Origin of the sequence: Lentzea albidocapillata (assembly GCF_000719115.1) — a bacterium.
GTDB classification, from domain to species: domain Bacteria; phylum Actinomycetota; class Actinomycetes; order Mycobacteriales; family Pseudonocardiaceae; genus Lentzea; species Lentzea albidocapillata.
The window spans coordinates 12,871-33,085 of record NZ_JOEA01000024.1 but is presented as its reverse complement, the minus strand read 5'-3'; the positions used below and the strand labels follow the sequence as shown (position 1 = coordinate 33,085).

The following is a 20,215-nucleotide window of genomic DNA, read 5'->3' as shown; positions in this document are numbered from 1 at the left end:
CCACATACAACAGCGGTATGCGGGCCCTTCGGCCGCACCACCAGGAACCACCTCAAGCGCGACTCTCATCGAACCAGACTTCGATACAGGCCCTAGCGCGAATATTTTTCAGCCAGCTCGACCAGCGTCCGCGCGCCGAAGCCGGTGGCTCCCGCGACGACCTCGTCGTAGACCTTCTCCGAGCGCGCCGGGCCCGCGATGTCGAGGTGCGCCCACGGCACGTCGCCCGCGAACTTCTGCAGGAACAGCGCCGCCGTGACGCCACCGGGGCCGGGCGGGCACTGCTTGTAGTCCGCGATCTCGCTGGCGACCGCGCTGACGTGCTCCTCCAGCAGCGGCATCCGCCACCACTTCTCGCCGACGTTCGCCCCGGCCTCGACGACCTGCGCCGCGACCTCGTCGGACGAGCTGAACACCCCGCCCGTGCGCAGGCCGAGCGAGACCTTCATCGCGCCGGTCAGCGTCGCCACGTCCACGACGAGGTCGGGCTTCAGGTTCTTCACCGCGTACGCCAGCGCGTCGGCCAGGACCATGCGGCCCTCGGCGTCGGTGTTCGTCACCTCGGTGGTCGCGCCGCCGTAGTGGCGCACGACGTCGCCCGGCCGGTACGCCGAGCCGCTCACGTGGTTCTCCGCGCACGGCACGAGCCCGGTGACCCTGATCGGCAGCTGCCTGCGCGCCACGGCCAGCAGCGCGGCGATCACCGCACCGCCGCCCGCCATGTCGGTGCGCATGAGGTGCATGCCGTCCGCGGGCTTCACCGAGATGCCGCCCGTGTCGAACGTGATGCCCTTGCCGACGAACACCAGGTGCGGGCCGGTGGTGCCGTACGTCAGCTCCAGGAACCGCGGCGGGCGGGCGGATCCGCCGCCGACCGCCAGCACGCCGCCGAAGCCCTGCTGTGCCAGCCACTTCTCGTCGCGCACGGTGGCGCTGAGCCCGTCGACCTTGTCCGCCAGCCTGGCGGCGGTCGTGGTGAGCCAGCGCGGGTCCTTGACGTTGGACGGCGTGTTGGCGAGATCACGTGCCAGCGACGTCGCGGTGGCGAGCGCGTGGGCCTTCAGCGCGGCCGACGTCAGCACCTCCTCGAACCCGGTGTCACTCGCCACGAGCCGCAGCGAACCGACGCGCTTCGGGGCGTCCTCGCCGGTGACCTTGAAGCGGTAGCCGCCGAGCGCCACGCCCAGCACTAACGCGCGCACCTTGCCGGCGTCGAAGTCCGGGGTCAGCAGGACATCGGCGGTCTTCGGCGCGTCCTCGCCGCTCAGCGCGCGCACGAGACTGGCGCCTGCCGCGCGGTAGTCGGCGAGCGACCCGGTGCCGACACCGAGCGTCCAGGTCCCGTCGTGCCGCACCGCCTCGCCGGCCTTGCCGGTCAGGTCGGAGACGTCGATGCCCTCGCCGCCCGGTCCGAGCGCCGGTCCCGTGGCCGCGAGCACGACCGCCGGAACGTTGCGGCGCGTGGTGGTGGCCACCTCGACGTCCACGAGCTTGGTTGGTACTGACGGCACCGTCGACGCCACGGTTGGACCTCCCCTATTGCATTAACGACCGTTCATTCTCACCCAGGGCTTGAGCCGGGCTAACCCCGGGCAGGAACGAAGCGATGCCCCGGTCTCCACTGTGGAAACCGGGGCTCAACACTGCTTCCTCGCCGGGATGCCTCAGCCGGCGGCGGCCCTCAGCGCGTCGCCCAAGGCGCTGGCCTCGTCCGCCGACATCTCGACGACAAGGCGCCCACCACCCTCGAGCGGCACGCGCATGACGATGCCGCGTCCCTCCTTGGTGACCTCGAGGGGACCGTCGCCGGTCCGGGGCTTCATGGCCGCCATCGCGTGCTCCCTCCGTCAACATCTTCCCCGTCCGGCCAGGCCGGATCGGCTCCATTCTCCCCTATGGCGACTCAGGGGCGAAACCGAACCGATCTTTTGGCGAGTCCGGGTGACAGTTGTCGATCTTGGCTTGTGCCTGATCAACACCTGTTTTCACGACTAGGCAACACTTTCTGCACAGTCGGCCGTGTCGCGCCGGTCTGAGCCCTCGACCGCGGCCGTCGCGACCTGAACGGCCTTGGTCGTGTCGTGACAGACTGGGCCGGGTGCGAGCCCGTTCCGCGCTCTTCGACGTCTACGGCGGCCACCTGCGCGAGCGTGGTGGCGCCGCCACCATCGCCGCGCTCGTCCGGTTGCTCGAGCCTCTGGGTTTCGCCGCGCCGGCCGTCCGCACGGCCGTGTCGCGCACCGTGCGGCAGGGCTGGTTGCAGCCGTCCCGGTTGCCTGACGGGCCCGGATACGCCATGACACCTCGCGGGGAACGCAGGCTCGACGAGGCCGCCGCCCGCATCTACCGCACCGGGCCGTCCACGTGGGACGGACGCTGGCACGTGGTGGTGCTGGAGGAGATGCCGGGCCGCGACTCGCGCGACCACCTGGCGTCGGAGCTGCAACTGCTCGGCTACGGCGCGCTCGGTCCTGTGACGTGGATCGCTCCCCGGCCGTCCCCGGAGCTGGCCGACGTGCTGGCCGCCGAGGAAGTCGCGGCACGAACTTTTCACGGTTCACACGACGGTGGCGACGCCGAGCTCGCGGCGAAGGCGTGGGACCTGGCCGAACTGGGCCGCGACTACGCCGCGTTCGTCGCGCACTGGCACGAGAAGGTGTCCGTTGTGGACGAAACGGACGACGCGGCGGCGTTCGCGGCCTCACAGCAGCTGCTGCACGCGTGGCGCAAGTTCCTGTTCCGCGATCCCGGTCTTCCTGCTGAACTGTTGCCACCGGACTGGCCGGGGCACGCGGCAGCGTCGTTCTTCGACGAACAGACACTGCGGCTGGCACCGGGCACGAGTCGTTTCGTCGACGAGTGCCTGCGGCCGGTACGCAACGTTTCCACTGCTTGATGGAGGTCCAGTGTCCGAGCTCCTCGTCGACGACGCCGATGGTGTGCGCACGCTCACGTTCAACCGCCCCGAGTCGTTCAACGCCTTCACCGTCACGCTGAAGGTGGCGTTCCTCGCCGCGCTGAAGGAGGCGGCGGCGGACGAGTCGGTGCGCGCGGTGGTGATCACGGGTGCGGGCAGGGCGTTCTGCGCGGGTCAGGACCTCAAGGAGCACATCGGCCTGCTGCAGGCCGGTGATCCGGCGCCGCTGCACACCGTCGAGAAGCACTACAACCCGATCGTGCGCGAGCTGATCGGCATGCCGAAGCCGGTGATCGCCGCGGTCAACGGCAGCGCGGCCGGCGCGGGCGCGTCGTTCGCCTACGCCGCGGACCTGCGCATCGCGGGGACGTCCGCGAAGTTCCTGATGGCCTTCGCGAACGTCGGCCTGACGGCGGACTCCGGCGCGTCCTACACGCTGCCGCGGCTGATCGGCCACGGCCGCGCGATGGAGATGATGCTGCTCGCCCAGCCCGTCGGCGCCGAGGAGGCGTTGCGGGTCGGCATGGTCAACCAGGTCGTGCCGGACGACGAACTGCTGTCCACCGCGCACCTGCTGGCCGCTCGGCTGGCAGCCGGGCCCACTACCGCGTACGCGAAGATCAAGGAAGCGCTGGCCGCGGCGGCGGACGGGACGCTGGAGGACGCGCTGGAGGCCGAGCGGCGCACCCAGGCCGACTGCGGCGCGACCGAGGACCACCGCGAGGCGGTCGACGCGTTCGTGAACAAGCGGGCGCCGAAGTTCATCGGGCGGTAGCCCGCCACCGGTCGGTGCGGTTCCGAGACCGCACCGGCCATGCTCCGCGCCGCCACCTTCCGCGCGGCGCGGATCTCACTTCGTCACGTCGGAACCACGGGTGTACCCGGACGCCAGGTCGATCACCGTCTCAACAGCGAGGACGACCGCCGCCGCCTCCGGATCACCGTCCAGAAGACCGGGAGCGCCGTAGTTCGAAAGGTCTCGGGCTCCGATCACGTCTTCACACCTCGACACGATCAGGCGGTCCTTGACGCACCGGATGACGACCGTCATCGGGTCGTGCCACGCCGCGTGGCGCGCATTGCCCTCGTTCTCGAAGTTGCCCACCACTTCGCCCGCTCTGCTCGCGACACGGTGGCCGACTGCCGTCCACTGGATCGGGGCCGTCCCGCGTGCGATGTCCTCGACGTTCTTGATCTCGGCTCGAAGCCGCACGATCAGTGCGTGGATGTCGGTCATGACCGACCAGCTGACGTGGCCGAAGGCCGGGCACTGGCGCGGAAGCAGGTCGCGATGTGGTCGTCGACCATGCCGGTCGCCTGCATGAGCGCGTAGCACGTGGTGGGGCCCAGGAACTTGAAGCCGCGCTTCTTCAGCTCCTTGGCCATCGCCTTGGACTCGCCCGTGATCGCCGGCACGTCCGCGAACGTGGCGGGCCGCACGTGGGCGGTGGGCGCGAACGACCACAGCAGCGCGTCCAGCTCGACACCCTCCGAGACGATCACCCGCGCGTTGTGGATCGCGGCGTCGATCTTCAGCCGGTTCCGGACGATGCCCGCGTCGGCCATCAGGCGTTCTACGTCGGCGGGGCCGAACTCCGCCACCAGCACCGGGTCGAAGCCGCCGAACGCCGCGCGGAACGCCGGCCGCTTGCGCAGGATCGTGATCCACGACAGCCCGGACTGGAACGCCTCCAGCGACATCCGCTCGTAGAGCTCGGGCGTGCCGTGCACCTCCACGCCCCACTCGGTGTCGTGGTACTCGGCGTAATCCGGGGTCGAGTCGCCCCAGGGACAACGGGAGATCACCGGTACCCCTCCGCGAAACGAGCGAACCGCTGCAGCGAGCGGCGCAGCATCAGCACGAAGAGCGGCTTCACCAACGGGTAGAAGAACGGCACGTCGAGGCGTTCCGTCCACACGAAACGGCTGCCGCGCACCGCGAACGTGGCGGTGCCGCGGACGATCTTGCCCAGGTGCACGACCTCGACGGCGTGCGGCGGGTCCCAGCGCGTGATCCGCATGCGGTCGCTGACGCCGAACGTCACGGCGTCGATCTCGCTGCCGACCGACCTCCCGTCACCCTCGACGACGGACACGCGCGTGCCGAACACCCACTCCGACTGGCGTTCCCAGTCGGTCATGGCCCGGAAGATCGTGTCCGGCGGCGCCGCGACCTGGACGGTCAGCTCAAGCTCGGTGCTCACTGCTCTCCAGCTCCTCGAGCTCGTGCACGCGCGCACGCAGCGTCTCTACCTCGGTCGCGAGCCGCTGCAACGCCCAGTCGACCTCGGTCATCTTGTAACCGCGGAAGACCTGCTGGAACTTCAGCTCGCGGACGTCGTCCTCGGTGATGTCGTCGGAGGGCAGCCGCGTGGGCGACGCTCCGGGTGGCAGCGGCGCGAGCTCCTCGCCGCGCCCGAACACCAACGCCGCGAGCAGGAACACCACTGCCGCGACGGCGATCATCACGATCAGGTAGATCAGGGCGTTGGTCACGCGACGATCGTGGCACAGCTCAGGCAGCGGCGAGCGAGCAGACCGAGCCGGACGATCACGATCCAGGTGATCGCGGTCGCGACGACCATCGGCGAGGACTGCACCAGCCGGGACGCGTCGAGGTGCGCGGTCGCCAGGATGATCGAGATGTTGCCGAGCAGCACCACGCCGACGGCCACGATCGCGATGGACGCACCGATCCTGGCGAGCAGCTTCGTGTCGTATCCGCGGGCCAGGAACCGTCCGAGGATCAACGCCACCAGCGCCACGCCGGACGCGGCGCCGCTGGTCAGGTCGTTGGCCTTGGCGATGAACAGGTACCAAGCCGGCGGCATCGTGGCGAAGTCCTGCCACGGCCCGATGAGCAGCATCCGGCCGTACTCCCACGCCATGTGCATCAGCGGCAGCACGATCGCGAGCCAGACGAGCGTGCGCGTGCCGTACGCGACGGCCAGTTCGGCCTGGTACTCGTTCGCGATCTCACGCACCGGCCCGAACTCCTCGACCGCGCGCTGCTGGGCCTCCTCCTCCGTGAGCCCGCGATCCAGATGCGCCTCGGTGGCGTCGGTGAGGCTGTCGCGGGTCTCGGTGAGCAGGTCGCGGACCTGTTTGCGCGAGCCCTGCAACCGCGACCCGAGATCGGTCACGTACCTGTCGATCACGTCCTCGCCAGTCAGGACTGCGCCCACTTGCCACCACCTCCCAGCACCCCGTCGATCACCGTCGTGAACTCGCGCCACGCGTCGCGTTCGGCGTTCAACGCGCGCTGCCCCGCCTGCGTGAGCTTGTAGGTGCGGCGCTTGCGTCCGCCGACCGTGCTCCAGTCACTGCTGACGTGCCCGGCTCGTTCGAGCCTGCGCAACGCCGGATAGACCGTGCCCGTCGGGAGGTCCAGCGCACCCCCGCTGCCCTGCTGCAACGCTTCGATGATCGCGTAGCCGTGCAGCTGCTCGCCGTCGAGCGTGGCCAGCAGCAACGCGTCGAGGTGGCCGCGTAGCGCGTCGGGCTTCATGGGTAGCAACCCTACTGATCCGGGCCCTGCGAGTGGTCCCTGAAATCTTCCGTCAGGGTCAGCCCTGAGATCCCCCTGAGATGCGCTTTCGGGCCTTAATAAGTAGGCGCGCTACACATACCGTCCCTACTCATGAGCGCAGTAGACCTCGCCCGGCTCCAGTTCGCGACGACCACGTCGTTCCACTTCCTGTTCGTGCTGCTCACGCTGGGCCTGGTCACCCTGCTCGTGGTCATGCAGACGAGGTTCACGATCACCGGCGCGCCCGTGCACGAGCGGATGACGCGGTTCTGGGGCCGGATCTACGTGATCAACTACGCGCTGGGGATCGTCACCGGCATCGTGATGGAGTTCCAGTTCGGACTGAACTGGTCGGGGCTCGCGACCTACGCCGGTGACGTGTTCGGTGCGCCGCTCGCGATGGAGACGCTGATCGCGTTCTTCCTGGAGTCGACGTTTCTCGGGCTGTGGATCTTCGGCTGGGGCAGGCTCAACCGCTGGCTGCATCTCGCGTTGCTGTACCTGACGGCGCTGACCGCGTTCGCGTCGGCGTTCTGGATCATGGCGGCGAACGGGTTCCTGCAGCACCCCGTCGGCTACCGGGTCGACGGGAACGTGTTGCGGCTCGACGACTTCGGCGCGTTGCTGACCAACCCGACCTTCACCTCGGCACTGACGCACGTGGTCTTCGCGGCGATCACGGCCGGTGGCGTGTTCATGACCGGGGTGTCGGCGTACCACTTCATCAAGCGGACGCCCGAGGTCGACTTCTTCCGGCGCTCGTTGCGGATGGGCGTGGTCACCACGGTGCTGGCCACTCCGGCGTTGATCGGGGCAGGGTTCGCGCAGTTCCCGGTGATCGCGAAGTTCCAGCCGGACAAGACCGAGGCGGCGCCGTGGATCGGCGCACCGCTCGGGTTCATGATCCTCATCGGGATGGGCCTGACGATGGTCAGCTGGCTCACGCTGCCGTTGCTCGTGAAGGACGCCGTGATCCGGATGCGCTTTCCGTTGTACCTCATGGTGATCGGCATTCCGTTCCCCTTCGTCGCGGCCATCTTCGGGTGGATGTTCCGGGAGATCGGGCGGCAGCCGTGGCTGATCTACGGCCTGCTGCGCACCGAGGACGCGGTGTCGCATGTGGACGCATCGCAGATCCTGTTGTCGCTCATCGTGTTCACGTTCCTGTTCCTGGTGCTGGCGTGCGTCGACTGGGTGTTGATCGCACGTGCGGTCCGCCGCGGTCCGGACGTGGCGCCCGCTCCCGTTTCGCCGATGGTGGTGACCCTCTGGTGACTCCACCCATGACTGAAGTCCTGGGCTTCCTGCTTCGGTGGCTATGCCTCCGTACAGAGGACCAGCCCGGCCCTGTGGTTGACGTTGATCGCGCCTACGCGGTCAGCATGTTCGATGAGGCCGCATTTCAGGCAGGCAAAGCTCTCCCCGTCGCGGTTGTCCGCTGCCACGTACGCACATTCAGGGTCGGGGCACGTGCGGGAGGTGTTGCGAGCATCCACCTGAATAACTCGACGACCGGCACTTTCAGCCTTGTACGCCAGGATGCTCAGGAAGATGCCCCAACCCGCGTCGAGGATGCTGCGGTTGAGACCAGACTTGGCAGCGGCTCCGTTAGGCAGGAACACGCCGTCGTTGTCGAGATCGGGTTTGGCTTTGGGGGTACGGGTCATACCACTGATGTTGAGCCGCTCGCATGCGATCACATCGGCATCACGGATGACGAAGTTTGCCGCCTTGTGAGCGAAGTCCAGCCGTTGACGACGCACTGTTGCATGCAATTTGGCGACCTTGCGCACAGCGGCCCGGTGGGCCTTGCTACGCCCCCTCCTTCGCTTCGGGAAAGACCGAAGCTTCCGTTGAGCAGTGGCCAACGTGGCGCCAGCTCGCTTACCGATCTCCGGATTCTCGATGTGCACGCCATCGCTAGTGGTGAGAAAGTGGGTGACGCCCAGGTCTATCCCGATGCGGCGGCCTGTGAGGGGAAACGGGTCGCCGGACACACTGTCACAAGCGAGGATGACGTACCAACGCGTACCCTCACGCTTGATCGAGATCGTCTTCACCCGGCCCTGCGCAGGCCTGTGCCGATGCACACGAATCTGCCCGACACCCCGAACTCGCATGCGCGTCTGTCGGTCGTCCGGCGTGGAATCCCAGCGACAGCCATCACCATCTCTCGGGAACACGACTGTGTCGAAGTGACCGACTCCCTTGAAGCGTGGATGGCCGGCTTTCTGTCCTGCCTTGACCCGGCGGAAGAACGCGACGAACGCGTTGTCCAGGCGGCGCAGGGTTGCCTGCTGACTCGAGAACGACCAACGGCCCTGACACTCAGAATCGAACGCCCGTATCTCCTTGAGCTGAACCGACTGGTCGCTGTAGCTGATTCGGGTATTCGACGTGTGCCGGTAGGCGCCTCGCCGCTCCTGCAAAGCGGCGTTGTACAGCGAACAGTGGTCACGAAGCATCTCGCCGAGCGCTTGCTTCTGACGCGCGGTAGGTCGCAGAAGGAACTTGTAAGCGCGTATCACTCCCGCACCTCAGCCAACAACACAAGAACAGCATACCCACAAGCCGCATTGATTTCTCGAAGGGAGGTAGGCGAGGAGGCTGAGGGTCGCTGCGCACAGGTACAGATGTCGCAGCAGCAATTCGAACGTCAGTCGGCTCAGTGCATCTCCTCGCCAATGGTCTGATGGAAACGCTCTGGCTCGTCGTGCTCGGCACGCTGACCGTCGGCTACTTCGCGTTGGCCGGCTTCGACTACGGCACCGGGTTGCTGCTCCCGTTCCGCGGGCGCGAGGTCTCCCTGCGGCGGATGAACCCGTTCTTCCTGGGCAACGAAGTGTGGCTGGTCGCCGCGATCGGCGTGCTGTTCGCGGCGTTCCCGCGGCTCGAAGGCGAACTGCTCTCCGGCGCGCACAGCACGTTCACGCTGGTCCTGGCCGGGCTGGTGCTGTTCATGGCGGCCGTGCAACTGCGGCTCTGGTGGTGGCTGGTGTTCACGGGCGCGCTGATGGTGTCCGTGGGCTGGGGGCTGTTCCTGGCGCACCTGCTGCACGCTCCCTGGCCCGTCGCATTCGTCATGCCGGTGCTGTTCGCGGTGCATGGCTGGGTGTTCCAGACCCGGCGCTGGAAGCTGTTCCCCGTCACCGCGCTGCTCTGCGCATTGCCGATCCCGCTGGCGTTCAGCTCGATCGACGTCACCGGCCTCATGGCTCACAACGACACTCTCGGCCTGCTCGCGTGGGTCGCGATCCCGATCATCCCGCTGGTGGTGCTGGTGCAATGGTCGATCGTCGCCATCTCCTCGCGCTGATCCCGATCCCGTTCCTGGTGCTCGCCCAGGCCGAACTCCTGGCGTCGGTGCTGAGCGGCGGAACGGGACTTCTCCTGCTGTGCCTGGTGATCGGCGCACGAGTGCTGGTCTGGTGGGGGCACCGCGAGTGGGCGCACCGGGCGGCTGAACGGACTCGGGCGCGGCTGAGGGAAGCGTTCCTGCGGTCGCCCGGCACCAAGGCCGGCGAGGTGGCCACGCTGGTCACACGGGGCGTGCACGACGTGACGCCGTATGTCGTCGGGTATCTGCCGCAACAGGTTCTGGCGGTGGCCGTGCCGCTCGCGGTGGTGATCAGGCTGGCGTTCGCGGACCTCACGGCCGCGTTGACGATCCTCGCGACGCTGCCGTTGATCCCGATCTTCGGCGCGCTGGTCGGCGCCCACACCCGTGAACGGACGGCCCGCCAGTGGGACGCGCTGGCCACCCTCGGCGGGCACTTCCTCGACGTGGTCAAGGGAATCGGCACGCTGCGGGCGTTCGGGCGGGCCGAGGCGCAGTCCACGACTGTGCGCACGCTGGCCGCGCGGCACCTGACCGAGACGATGTCGGCGCTCAGGGTCGCGTTCCTGTCGGCGTTCGTGCTGGAACTCGTGGCCACGATGTCGGTCGCGCTCGTCGCCGTGCCGGTCGGCCTCCGGCTGCTCGGCGGCGGAGTGCCGCTGCACACCGCACTCCTCGTTCTTCTCCTTGCCCCGGAGGCATTTCTGCCGCTCAGGTCCGCAGGCGCCCAGTACCACGCGAGCGCTCAGGGCCGCGAGGTCCTCGCCAAAGTGCCGGCACACCGGGAAACCACGGGCCAGGCTCCGCCGGACCTCGCTCAGGCCGAGATCGTGTTCGACGGCGTGAGCGTCCGCAGCCTGAAGAACTTCTCGCTGCGCATCCGGCCCGGCGACCGGATCGCGCTGGTCGGCCCGAGCGGCGCGGGCAAGAGCACGATTCTCGGCCTGCTGCTGGGTTTCGTGCGGCCCGATCACGGCCGCGTGCTCGTCGGCGGCGTCGACCTGCGGGAGATCGACCACGGGCAGTGGCTGGCGGCGCTGTCCTGGGTGCCGCAACGGCCCACGCTCGTCCCGGCGAACCTCTCGTCCGGCGAGCAGCAGCGGGTCGCGCTCGCCAACGCCCTGGACCGGCGTCAGGCAGGGCTCTTCCTGCTCGACGAACCGACCGCACACCTCGACGCGGAAACGGAGTCCCTTGTGCTCGAAGCAGCCCGCGAGTTCACCCGAGGCCGGACCGCGGTGATCGTCGCGCACCGGCCCGCACTGCTCGGCGAGGTCGACAGGGTGGTCGAGGTATGAAGCTCGCGATCCTCGTCGGCACGCTCGCCGAACTCGCCGGCGTCGGTCTCACCGCGACCGCGACCTGGCTGATCATGCGCGCCGCCGAGCACCCGCCGATGCACGCGCTGACCGTGGCGATCGTCGCGGTCCGCACGCTCGCGCTCGCCAAGGGCGCCCTGCGCTACCTGGAACGCCTGACCAGCCACAAGGCCGTGCTCAGCGAGGCCGTGGAACTGCGCGGCCGGGTCTACGACGACCTCGCGCACCGCAGGCACATCCCGTCCGGCACGGCCCTGACCCGCATCGTCACGAACGTCGACCAGCAGCTCGACACCAGGCTCCGCGCCACCCTGCCGTGGATCACCGCCGCGCTGGTCGGCGGCATCGTCACGGCCGCTTCGGGCTTCTCCCTGCCACTCGTCGCCGGTCTGCTGATCAACCTCGCGCTGCTCCCGTGGCTCGCCATCCGCAAGCCGCGCGACCTCACCCCGTTGCGCGCCAGGCTGACCGAACAAACCACCGAACTCGTCCACAGCAAAGAAGAACTCATCGCCTACGGCCTGTTCGACGAAAAACTCCGCGCCGCCACCAAGACCGCGAAAGAGCTGTCCTGCAAGGAACGCACGAGAGACCTGACCCCGCTGGCGATCGCCGTCCAGTTCGGCGCGGCACTGCTCATGCTCGCTCAGCACGAACCGGCCTGGCTGGTCATGGCCGCCGTCGCCACGTTCGAGATCACCGTCCCGCTCGCGGCCCTCACCAAGCCCGTCCCGGAACCCACGGACGAGCCCGAACCGGCCCACAGCCCGGAAACCCCCGAGCTGACCGGCAGAACGGCCATCGTCGGCCCGAGCGGTTCGGGCAAGACGACGCTCCTCAACGCCATCGCGCGGAAACTCGAACCGAGCAAGGGCGCGCTGGCCGACGCCCACGTCTTCCACACGACGGTCCGCACGAACGTCCTGCTGGCCAAACCCGATGCCACCCAGGAAGAACTCGACCGAGCAGCCGAGATCGCCGAGCTGGACCTGGACTGGGACCGGGTCGTCGGCGAACGCGGTGAGGAGATCTCGGGAGGTCAGCGACAGCGTCTGATCCTCACCAGGTCGGTGCTGGCGAACCCGGAGGTCCTGCTCCTGGACGAGCCCACCGAAGGCCTCGACCCGGAACAGGCCGACCGCGTCCTCGGCAAGGTCCTGGACAACTGCCAGGGCACCGCGCTGGTCGTCACCCACCGCGAAGAACAGCTAGCCCTTTTTGATCACGTGCGCCATCGGGGGCCGATCGGCTACGAGCACGTCGGTCGAGTCGGGTAGCCACTCCCCGCCGACCTGCACGAACTGCGTCAACGGACCGGATTCGGCCTCGACACCGCAGCGGGCCAACGCCGTCCCCATGATCTGCGACGACATCGCCCCGAGTTGCAGCAACGACCGGTTCCGGTGCTTGCGCACACCCAGGTTCACCTGCGCCAGCGCGGAAAGCCCGTGCACCCGGTGCACGTCGAGCAACAGTCCGATCTCCACGCCGTACCCGGCCGCGAACGGCACGGACTCCAAAAAGGACCGGGTCGCCGCGTACTCGCCACCGAGTGGCTGCACGACACCGGAAAGCTCGGGCCGCAACGTGTTCAGCAACGGCCGCGCCACCAGTTCGGTCACCCGTCCACCGCCGGAGCTCTCCAGCCGCAAGGGCCGCCGGTAGAACCCCTTCACCAGATGCACGCCGCCGTCCAGCAGCAACGGCCCCAGCAACGCCGTGACGAACGCGGTCTCCGGGTCCACCAGGTCGGAGTCCAGGAACACGATCAGGTCCCCGGACGTCGCGGCCAGCGACCGCCACAGCACCTCGCCCTTGCCCGGCAACGGCGGAAGCCACGGCACGACGTCCTCGCGCAGCACGACCCGCGCCCCGGCGGCGGAGGCGACCTCCACCGTCCGGTCGGTCGAGCCGGAGTCCATCACCACCAGCTCGTCCACAAGCGTCCCGAGCAGCGGCCGGACCACGGAGACCACATCCCCGACGGTCTCCTCCTCGTTCAACGCGGGCAGCACGACGGACACGGTCCGGCCGCGCTTCAACGCGACCAGCTCGGCAGGAGTCCACGACGGCTGCTGCCAGGTGTGCGAGGCGAACCAGGCTTCGACTGAGGGCAGCATCAGGCGAGCGCCCGCATCGCACGGGCCGGCGGACGGGTGCCCATCACGCTCGCGACCATCTCCACGACCTTCCTCGCCTGCCGTACGTCGGACGCACGAACGGCGCGTGCTCCGGACATCGCAGCCACTGTGGCAGCCGCGAGCGTGAAGTCCTCGTCCCCTGCGGGGATGGTCACCACCTCCACCGTCCCGGTCAGCGACGGCAGTTCCAGTTCACCGTCGAACTCGACGATGTCGGCGCCGTCCTCCACGGCTCGGTCCAGGACATCCGCGCTGGTCAGATGCGCAACGACCAGCACGCGGTCTTTCGGCAGCTCAGTGACGCGGAATCGGTTCACATCCTCCAGCGTAAACAGTGACCTGACTCACAGACGTTGCTACTCACGAGTAGGTAGCTGGTTTACTCCCCGGTAACACCCCTGTGTGATCTACGTCATGGTCAAGGAGGACCAGAGTGCGACGGTCACTTGTTCTAGTGCTGGTACTCCTCTCAACCCTGCTCGGTACGCCGGCCGCCATCGCGGCCCCCGGACACCAGATCTCGTACGAGTCGATCACCGGCGTCGGCGGCACCACCCTGAAGGCACTCGTCGTCCAACCGACCGGACAGGGCAGCGGCCCCTTCCCGTTGCTCGTCATGCCGTCCAGCTGGGCGGTCCCGAACATCGAGTACGTCGGCGCGGCGGCCAAGCTCGCCAAGGAGTCCGGCTACGCCGTGGTGAGCTACACCAGCCGCGGCTTCTGGGACTCGGGCGGCCAGATCGACGTCGCCGGACCGGACACCGTCGGAGATGTCAGCAAGGTCATCGACTGGGCCATCGCCAACGCGCACGCCGACGGCACCAAGGTCGGCGTGGCCGGGATCTCCTACGGCGGCGGGCAGTCGTTGCTCGCCGCCGCCGTCGACAGGCGCATCAAGGCCGTGGCGGCGCTGAGCACGTGGACCGATCTGGCCCGCTCGCTCTACCCGAACAACACCGTGAACAAGCAGGCCGTCGAGTTGCTGCTGGCCGCGGGCAAGGCCACCGGACGTCCCGGACCCGTCCTCGTCGAAGCCGAGGACGCCTACCGCGACGGCAGGTTCGCGGACGTCCTGCCGATCTCCGAGGGCCGTTCCGCCGCCTCGAAGATCGCCCAGATCAACGCCAACGGCACCGCGGTGATGATCGGCAACGCCTGGAACGACGGTCTCTTCGCGCCCGGCCAGGTCGCGGACTTCTACGGTCAGCTCACCGGTCCCAAGCGGCTCATGCTCTCGCCGGGTGACCACGCCACCGCCGAACTGTTCGGCGCGGCGGGGCTGCCCAACGAGATCTGGGAGTCGGCCGGCCGCTGGTTCGACCGCTACGTCAAGGGCACGGCCAACGGCATCGACGCCGAACAGCCGGTGCAGCTCAAACCCAACAACGGCGGCACGTGGAAGAAGTTCGGCGCCTGGCCGAACGGCAACGCGGACACGATGCAGCTCGCCGGCAAGAGGATCCACGCCGGCTGGGGCACCGTCGCCGACAGCGGCACGCTCCTGCTCTCCGGTGCGCTGCAAGGGTTCCTGAACATCCCGACCGGGGTGTCGCTGCCGTTCGTCGACCGCAACGTCGCGGGCGTGTGGGGCGGACCGCAGTACCCGGGCGGTGCGACGCTCGCCGGCACGCCGAAGCTCAAGCTCCAGGTCACACCGAGTGCGGAGACGACGACGTTGTTCGCGTACCTGTACGAGGTCGGGCCGCTGGGCCTCGGCGCGCTGATCACGCACAAGCCGATCAAGGTGACGGGTGCGGGCCGCACGCAGACGCTCGACGTGGAGCTGGAGCCGACGGTGTGGAACGTCGGCTCGGGCAACCGGCTCGGCCTGGTGATCGACACGGTGGACCCGCGTTACCAGACGGAATCGACGCGTGGCTCAACCGTCACCTTCGGACCGTCGAGCCTCACGGTTCCGAAGGCGTAAGAATGTCCGGGTGGACCTCACCCGGAAACAGGTGCTCCTCCACCGGATCCATCAGCACGAACTGGACCGGCGGATCAGCGACGCGGCCGAGCTGGCGGTGTTCTCCCTGGGCGTCCAGGACAACACCTCCGGCTCGGCCCTGCTGAGTCTCGCCGCCCGGCTGGACGCACCGTCGACAGCGGACTTCACCGTGACCTGGTCCGTGCGGGGCGCTCCTCACCTGCACCGGGCCGGCGAGCTGAAGGCGTTCGCCCGCGCGCTGTGGCCTTGGAGCGACGCCGACGCCCGTGCCCGCGCCGCACGTCCGAAGGTGGACGACATGGTGGCGTCCCTGCGGCACATAGCCACCGCCATGAGGTCGATCGTCACGAAGCCGATGACCAAGGGCGAGGTCAGCAAGGCGCTCACCCCGTTGGCCCCCAGGCAGACGATCGAACCGTGCCGGGGCTGCCAGACCGAGCACGTGAGCGACCCGATCTTCCGCCTCGGCGCGCTGCCCGCGGGTCTCCGGATCATCCCGGAGGAGAAGACCGTGACGTTCGAACGCATCCACGGCTGGCCGGGCGTACCGCGCAGGACCGCGGGCTTCGACGAACTGGTGCACCGGTACCTGACGCTGCACGGCCCCGCCGGACCGTCCGAAGTGGCCGGTTACTTCGGCACGTCGACCCGTGAGGTCAAGAAGCGGTGGCCCAAGGAGGGCCTGGCCGAGGTGACCGTCGAGGGTGAGAAGGCGTGGCTGCCGGAGGACGTGGAGATCGCCGGCGCCGAACCGCCGGAGGTCAGGCTCCTGCCGCCGACCGACCCGTACCTCCAGGCACGCGACCGCGACCTGCTGCTGCCGGACAGGGCCGCGCAGAAGGACATCTTCCGCATCCTCGGCCGGCGCGGGGCGATCCTGGTGGACGGCGAGATCGCGGGTTCCTGGCAGGGCAGGGTGGTGTCCGGCAAGCGGTTCGAGGTGACGGCGACGGCGTACCGCCCGCTGCCGGACCTGCTGCCGGAGACCCAGGTCCTGGCCAGGGCGAAGGGGCTAGACGACGCAAGCGTCAAGGGCGACTGACACGTCGTCCGTGACGATCAGCGACTTCAGCGCGGCGTGCGAGACGAAACCCTTGTCCCGCAACTCCGTCAGCCACTCGACGAGTCCCTTGTAGTGGTTGTCGACGTCGAGCAGCACGACGGGCTTGCCGTGCATGCCGAGAACGCCGGCCGTCCACACCTCGAAGAACTCCTCGGCGGTGCCGATGCCGCCCGGCAGCGTCAGGAACGCGTCCGCCTTGTCGTCCATCATCTTCTTGCGCTCGCGCATGGTGTCGACGACGTGCAGCTCCGTCGACTCGTGGTCGGCGATCTCCCTGGTGGCCAGGCCCTTCGGGATGACGCCGTAGGTGTCGGCGCCGCCGGCCCTGGCCTGCCGTGCCACCGCGCCCATCATCGACGTCTGCCCGCCGCCCCAGACGAGGTGCCAGCCGCGTGCCGCGATCTGGCGCCCGACCTCCGCCGCGAGGTCGACATAACTCTGGGGGACGGTGGCGAGGCTTCCGCAGTAGACAGCGATGTACACGGTCTGAGGTTCTCACTTTTCTCGTTCGAAGGACCAAGGGGCCCGTGGCGACGTCCGGGAAGTCGCCCGTGGCCCCTGAACACAGGGCTTTAGTGCGAGTCCGCCCACGCCTTGTGCGCGTCCTTGACCACGCGCACCGCGTCGTCGATGTCGTCGGTCAGGTGCAGCAGCGCGAGGTCCTTCTCGCCGACCTTGCCACCCGCGAGCACCGAACTCTGGACCCAGTCGTAAAGACCCTGCCAGTACTCGGTTCCGAACAGCACGACCGGGAACTTCGTGACCTTCTTCGTCTGCACCAGGGTCAGCGCCTCGAACAGCTCGTCGAGCGTGCCGAAACCACCCGGCAGGCAGATGAACGCCTGCGAGTACTTGATGAACATGGTTTTGCGCACGAAAAAGTAGCGGAAGTTCACGCCGAGGTCGACCCACGGGTTCAGGCCCTGCTCGAACGGCAGCTCGATGCCGAGTCCGATCGAGAAACCACCGGCCTCCGAACAACCGCGGTTGACCGCCTCCATCGCGCCGGGACCACCGCCGGTGATCGCCGCGAACCCGGCCTCGGCCAGCGCCGCGCCCAGGTCACGCCCGGTCTGGTACTCCGGGTGGTCACGGCCGGTGCGCGCCGATCCGAAGACCGTCACCGCGGCCGGCACCTCGGCCAGCGCGCCGAAACCCTCGACGAACTCGGCCTGGATCCGCAGCACCCGCCACGGATCGGTGTGCACCCAGTCCGAGGGGCCGCGGGAGTCCAGCAGGCGCTGGTCCGTGGTGGTGGTGCGGTCGTCCTTGCGGTCACGCCTCTCCACGACCGGGCCGCGTTGCTTCTCCGAGGGGCGCTCGTCGACGGCGCCGTTCTTCGTCTCTTCCGTCATCACTGAGATTCTAGTGATCAGTCCAGCAAAAACCGCTTAAGCACCGCGAAACACTCGGTGACCTGCCGGACCGGCACGTTCTCCTCCTGGGTGTGCGCCAGCGTCGGATCGCCCGGCCCGAAGTTGATCGCGGGCAGGCCCAGCTCCGCGAACCGCGCCACGTCCGTCCACCCCAGCTTGGCCACCGGGATGCCGCCGGCGGCCTGCACGAGTTCCTGTGCCGCAGGAGCGTTGAGGCCCGGCAGCGCACCGGCGGCCCGGTCCGTGACGGTGACGTCGAAGCCCTCGAAGACCTCGCGCAGGTGCTTTTCGGCCTGCTCCACCGTGCGGTCCGGTGCGAACCGGTGGTTGACCGTGAGCACGGCCTCGTCCGGCACGACGTTGCCCGCGACGCCGCCGCTGATCCTCACGGCCTGCAGGCCCTCGTGGTAGTGGCAGCCGTCGATCTCGGGCTGCCGCGGCACATAGGCCTCCAGCCTGCGCAGCGCCTCGCCCAAGCCGTGGATCGCGTTGCGGCCCATCCACGCCCTGGCGGTGTGGGCGCGCTTTCCGGACGTCCTGACCTCGATGCGCATCGTGCCCTGGCAGCCCGCCTCGACCGTGCCGTTGGACGGCTCGCAGACGATCGCCAGGTCGCCCAGCAGCCACTCCGGGAGGTCGCGCTCGATCCTGGTGAGCCCGTTGCGCTCGGCCTCGATCTCCTCGCAGTCGTAGAAGACGAACGTGAGGTCGTGGCGCGCGTTCTGGCTCAGGGCCGCGATCGCGAGCATGACCGCGTCGCCGCCCTTCATGTCGACGGTGCCGCAGCCGTGCAGGACATCGCCCTCGCGGCGGCTCGGGAAGTTCTGGTTGATCGGCACGGTGTCCAAATGCCCGGCGAGCACCACCCGGCGCTCCCGGCCGAAGGTCGTCCTGGCCAGCACGGAGTTCCCTGATCGGGTGATCTCCAGGTGCGGCGCGTGGAGTTCCAGCGACCGCTGCACGAGGTCCGCGATCTCCGCCTCCTCCCCGGACACGCTGCGAACATCCACCAGCGAGGCCGTCAGGTCGATCGGGTCGGCGAACAGATCAAGGGTGTCGGACACGCGGCTCACCCTACTCAAGCGGCTTGGGCACTGAGCCGTTCAGCCGATACCGTGCTGTGCGTGATCAAGCGCACACTCCTGGTCATCTCCCTGCTGCTCATGGCCACCGGCTGCGGCGAGGCTCCCGCCGCGTGCGACCGGCAGTGCGGCGAGATCCGGACGTTGTTCACCGCGCCGTGCGGCTCGCAGCACAGCTTCACCCCGGCCGACTGCGCCGCGTGGGTCGACGACGTCGGCACCATGACCCGTCAGCTGGACCGGTCGCTGCAGGGCAAGCAGGTCCAGGAGGACGTCAGCGAGGTCCTGCCCCGGCTGATGACCGCCGTGGGCGACTTCGAGGCGCACCGGTGCGCCGAGGTGCACGTCGACAACGTGTCCAGCACCGACGCGCGTCAGTCGAAGTGCAACGAGGTCCTCATCGCGACTCGCGGCGACCTGGGCTCGCTGTACTTCAGCGCGGAGGTGCCCGACTGACCCTTAGGACTAGGCTTAGTGGCCGTGAGCACCGCATACGGCATCGGCTTGGCCACTGTGACCCCGGACGGCACCGTCCTCGACACCTGGTACCCGTCCCCCGTCCTCGGCGGGACGGCGGAGCTGGGCACCGTGCGCGTGTCCTCCGCCGAGATCGCGGAAGCCCTGGGTGAGGCCGCCGCGAAGCTGCTCGGCGAGGACCTGGAGCGCGGCGTCGAGGTCGTGGGCGTCAGGGTCGCCATCGACCTGGACGCGGCACCCGAGAACACCTACGACATGTGGCTCCGCCTGCACCTGCTCAGCCACCGCCTGATCAGGCCGCACGGCGCGAACCTCGACGGCATGTTCGGCCTGCTGACGAACGTCGTGTGGACGAACCACGGCCCGTGCGCGGTCGACGGCTTCGAGCAGACCCGCATCCGCCTGCGCGTGCGCGGCCCGGTGACGGTGTTCAGCATCGACAAGTTCCCGCGCATGGTCGACTACGTCGTCCCGTCCGGTGTCCGCATCGGCGACGCGGACCGGGTCCGCCTCGGCGCCCACCTCGCGTCCGGCACCACGGTCATGCACGAGGGCTTCGTGAACTTCAACGCCGGCACGCTCGGCAGCTCGATGGTCGAGGGCCGCATCTCCGGCGGCGTCGTGGTCGGCGACGGCTCGGACGTCGGCGGTGGCGCGTCGATCATGGGCACGCTGTCCGGCGGCGGCAAGCAGGTCATCAGCATCGGCGAGCGCTGCCTGCTCGGCGCGAACGCCGGCCTGGGCATCTCGCTCGGCGACGACTGCGTGATCGAGGCGGGTCTCTACATCACCGCCGGCACGAAGGTGACGCTGCCCGGCGGCGAGGTCGTCAAGGCGGTCACCTTGAGCGGACAATCGAACCTGCTGTTCATCCGGGACTCGGTGACCGGCACGGTGAAGGTCAAGCCCCGGAAGGGCACCGGCGTCGAACTGAACGCCGCGTTGCACGCGAACGACTGAGCAACTCGGTGTCCGGGGCCCGGTCTGCCGACGCAGGCTGGGCCCTCGCCACCCGCAGGGCCGGCT

At 68.7% G+C, this 20,215-nt stretch carries 24 protein-coding genes; 10 read left to right on the top strand and 14 right to left on the bottom strand.

Features of this window, described 5'->3' with window-relative positions; translation table 11 throughout:
- Positions 1-92: 92 nt before the first annotated feature.
- Complete coding sequence (locus IG04_RS0134150; protein WP_030480868.1) at positions 93-1,523, bottom strand: leucyl aminopeptidase family protein; 1,431 nt, start codon at positions 1,521-1,523, stop codon at positions 93-95.
- A 141-nt stretch (positions 1,524-1,664) separates the two neighbouring features.
- Positions 1,665-1,832 (bottom strand): DUF3117 domain-containing protein, encoded by a 168-nt coding sequence (locus IG04_RS45825; protein WP_084402065.1) that lies wholly within the window; start codon positions 1,830-1,832, stop codon positions 1,665-1,667.
- 266 nt (positions 1,833-2,098) lie between these two features.
- Between IG04_RS45825 and IG04_RS0134140 the strand changes: the two genes are divergently transcribed.
- Entirely contained in the window at positions 2,099-2,896 is a 798-nt protein-coding gene (locus IG04_RS0134140) for a PaaX family transcriptional regulator (RefSeq protein ID WP_030480867.1), read from the top strand.
- A gap of 10 nt (positions 2,897-2,906) precedes the next feature.
- Positions 2,907-3,692 (top strand): enoyl-CoA hydratase-related protein, encoded by a 786-nt coding sequence (locus IG04_RS0134135; RefSeq protein ID WP_030480866.1) that lies wholly within the window; start codon positions 2,907-2,909, stop codon positions 3,690-3,692.
- Positions 3,693-3,767: 75 nt separating this feature from the next.
- Here IG04_RS0134135 and IG04_RS0134130 read toward each other — a convergent pair whose 3' ends face one another.
- The 6 genes from IG04_RS0134130 to IG04_RS0134105 are packed head-to-tail and all read right to left on the bottom strand — an operon-like array spanning position 3,768 to position 6,425.
- Positions 3,768-4,154, bottom strand: coding sequence for a DUF6221 family protein (locus IG04_RS0134130; protein ID WP_030480865.1), 387 nt, complete (start codon positions 4,152-4,154; stop codon positions 3,768-3,770).
- Entirely contained in the window at positions 4,151-4,723 is a 573-nt protein-coding gene (locus IG04_RS0134125; RefSeq protein ID WP_036016505.1) for a DNA-3-methyladenine glycosylase I, read from the bottom strand. The genes IG04_RS0134130 and IG04_RS0134125 overlap by 4 nt, the downstream gene beginning before the upstream one ends.
- Complete coding sequence (locus tag IG04_RS0134120; protein ID WP_030480863.1) at positions 4,720-5,121, bottom strand: SRPBCC family protein; 402 nt, start codon at positions 5,119-5,121, stop codon at positions 4,720-4,722. Before IG04_RS0134120 ends, IG04_RS0134125 begins: the two co-directional genes overlap by 4 nt.
- Entirely contained in the window at positions 5,105-5,413 is a 309-nt protein-coding gene (locus IG04_RS0134115; RefSeq protein ID WP_030480862.1) for a DivIVA domain-containing protein, read from the bottom strand. The genes IG04_RS0134120 and IG04_RS0134115 overlap by 17 nt, the downstream gene beginning before the upstream one ends.
- Positions 5,410-6,102 carry a permease prefix domain 1-containing protein gene (locus tag IG04_RS0134110; RefSeq protein WP_051771256.1) on the bottom strand — a complete coding sequence of 231 codons (693 nt, stop codon included), beginning with the start codon at positions 6,100-6,102 and terminating at the stop codon, positions 5,410-5,412. Before IG04_RS0134110 ends, IG04_RS0134115 begins: the two co-directional genes overlap by 4 nt.
- Positions 6,087-6,425: a PadR family transcriptional regulator gene (locus IG04_RS0134105; RefSeq protein WP_030480860.1), complete on the bottom strand. Its 339-nt coding sequence runs from the start codon at positions 6,423-6,425 to the stop codon at positions 6,087-6,089. Before IG04_RS0134105 ends, IG04_RS0134110 begins: the two co-directional genes overlap by 16 nt.
- 132 nt (positions 6,426-6,557) lie before the next feature.
- Between IG04_RS0134105 and IG04_RS0134100 the strand changes: the two genes are divergently transcribed.
- Positions 6,558-7,721, top strand: a complete 1,164-nt coding sequence (locus IG04_RS0134100) for a cytochrome ubiquinol oxidase subunit I (protein ID WP_030480859.1) — start codon at positions 6,558-6,560, stop codon at positions 7,719-7,721.
- A 41-nt stretch (positions 7,722-7,762) separates the two neighbouring features.
- Here IG04_RS0134100 and IG04_RS0134095 read toward each other — a convergent pair whose 3' ends face one another.
- Entirely contained in the window at positions 7,763-8,974 is a 1,212-nt protein-coding gene (locus IG04_RS0134095; RefSeq protein WP_030480858.1) for an RNA-guided endonuclease InsQ/TnpB family protein, read from the bottom strand.
- 164 nt (positions 8,975-9,138) lie between these two features.
- Between IG04_RS0134095 and IG04_RS44500 the strand changes: the two genes are divergently transcribed.
- From IG04_RS44500 to IG04_RS0134080, 3 genes are read left to right on the top strand one after another with little or no spacing between them, the layout of a single operon-like run.
- Positions 9,139-9,762, top strand: coding sequence for a cytochrome d ubiquinol oxidase subunit II (locus tag IG04_RS44500; protein WP_051771255.1), 624 nt, complete (start codon positions 9,139-9,141; stop codon positions 9,760-9,762).
- Positions 9,732-11,081, top strand: coding sequence for an ABC transporter ATP-binding protein/permease (locus tag IG04_RS0134085; RefSeq protein WP_030480856.1), 1,350 nt, complete (start codon positions 9,732-9,734; stop codon positions 11,079-11,081). Before IG04_RS44500 ends, IG04_RS0134085 begins: the two co-directional genes overlap by 31 nt.
- On the top strand, positions 11,078-12,379 hold the full coding sequence (locus IG04_RS0134080; RefSeq protein WP_051771253.1) for an amino acid ABC transporter ATP-binding/permease protein: 1,302 nt from the start codon (positions 11,078-11,080) through the stop codon (positions 12,377-12,379). The genes IG04_RS0134085 and IG04_RS0134080 overlap by 4 nt, the downstream gene beginning before the upstream one ends.
- Here the strand turns inward: IG04_RS0134080 and IG04_RS0134075 are convergent.
- Both IG04_RS0134075 and IG04_RS0134070 read right to left on the bottom strand, forming a co-directional pair.
- Positions 12,311-13,222 (bottom strand): glucosyl-3-phosphoglycerate synthase, encoded by a 912-nt coding sequence (locus IG04_RS0134075; RefSeq protein ID WP_030480854.1) that lies wholly within the window; start codon positions 13,220-13,222, stop codon positions 12,311-12,313. The genes IG04_RS0134080 and IG04_RS0134075 overlap by 69 nt on opposite strands.
- A complete protein-coding gene (locus IG04_RS0134070; protein ID WP_030480853.1) occupies positions 13,222-13,560 on the bottom strand; it encodes a hypothetical protein in 339 nt (112 codons plus the stop codon). Before IG04_RS0134070 ends, IG04_RS0134075 begins: the two co-directional genes overlap by 1 nt.
- Positions 13,561-13,676: 116 nt before the next feature.
- On the opposite strand from IG04_RS0134070, the gene IG04_RS0134065 reads away from it, so the two are divergent.
- Positions 13,677-15,170 (top strand): CocE/NonD family hydrolase, encoded by a 1,494-nt coding sequence (locus IG04_RS0134065; RefSeq protein WP_030480852.1) that lies wholly within the window; start codon positions 13,677-13,679, stop codon positions 15,168-15,170.
- A gap of 10 nt (positions 15,171-15,180) precedes the next feature.
- The gene (locus IG04_RS0134060; RefSeq protein WP_030480851.1) at positions 15,181-16,233 is read left to right on the top strand and encodes a winged helix DNA-binding domain-containing protein; all 1,053 of its coding nucleotides are present in this window, start codon (positions 15,181-15,183) and stop codon (positions 16,231-16,233) included.
- Here IG04_RS0134060 and IG04_RS0134055 read toward each other — a convergent pair.
- From IG04_RS0134055 to dapE, 3 genes are all read right to left on the bottom strand, one after another.
- The gene (locus IG04_RS0134055) at positions 16,204-16,737 is read right to left on the bottom strand and encodes an LOG family protein (RefSeq protein ID WP_030480850.1); all 534 of its coding nucleotides are present in this window, start codon (positions 16,735-16,737) and stop codon (positions 16,204-16,206) included. The two genes, IG04_RS0134060 and IG04_RS0134055, sit on opposite strands and share 30 nt — an antisense overlap.
- A gap of 89 nt (positions 16,738-16,826) precedes the next feature.
- On the bottom strand, positions 16,827-17,609 hold the full coding sequence (locus tag IG04_RS0134050; RefSeq protein WP_030480849.1) for an LOG family protein: 783 nt from the start codon (positions 17,607-17,609) through the stop codon (positions 16,827-16,829).
- Positions 17,610-17,626: 17 nt separating this feature from the next.
- Positions 17,627-18,694 (bottom strand): succinyl-diaminopimelate desuccinylase, encoded by a 1,068-nt coding sequence (gene dapE / locus IG04_RS0134045; RefSeq protein WP_030480848.1) that lies wholly within the window; start codon positions 18,692-18,694, stop codon positions 17,627-17,629.
- A 60-nt stretch (positions 18,695-18,754) separates the two neighbouring features.
- Between dapE and IG04_RS0134040 the strand changes: the two genes are divergently transcribed.
- Both IG04_RS0134040 and dapD read left to right on the top strand, forming a co-directional pair.
- A complete protein-coding gene (locus IG04_RS0134040; RefSeq protein WP_144065642.1) occupies positions 18,755-19,168 on the top strand; it encodes a hypothetical protein in 414 nt (137 codons plus the stop codon).
- A 24-nt stretch (positions 19,169-19,192) separates the two neighbouring features.
- Positions 19,193-20,149 (top strand): 2,3,4,5-tetrahydropyridine-2,6-dicarboxylate N-succinyltransferase, encoded by a 957-nt coding sequence (gene dapD / locus IG04_RS0134035; RefSeq protein ID WP_036016531.1) that lies wholly within the window; start codon positions 19,193-19,195, stop codon positions 20,147-20,149.
- Positions 20,150-20,215 lie beyond the last annotated feature (66 nt).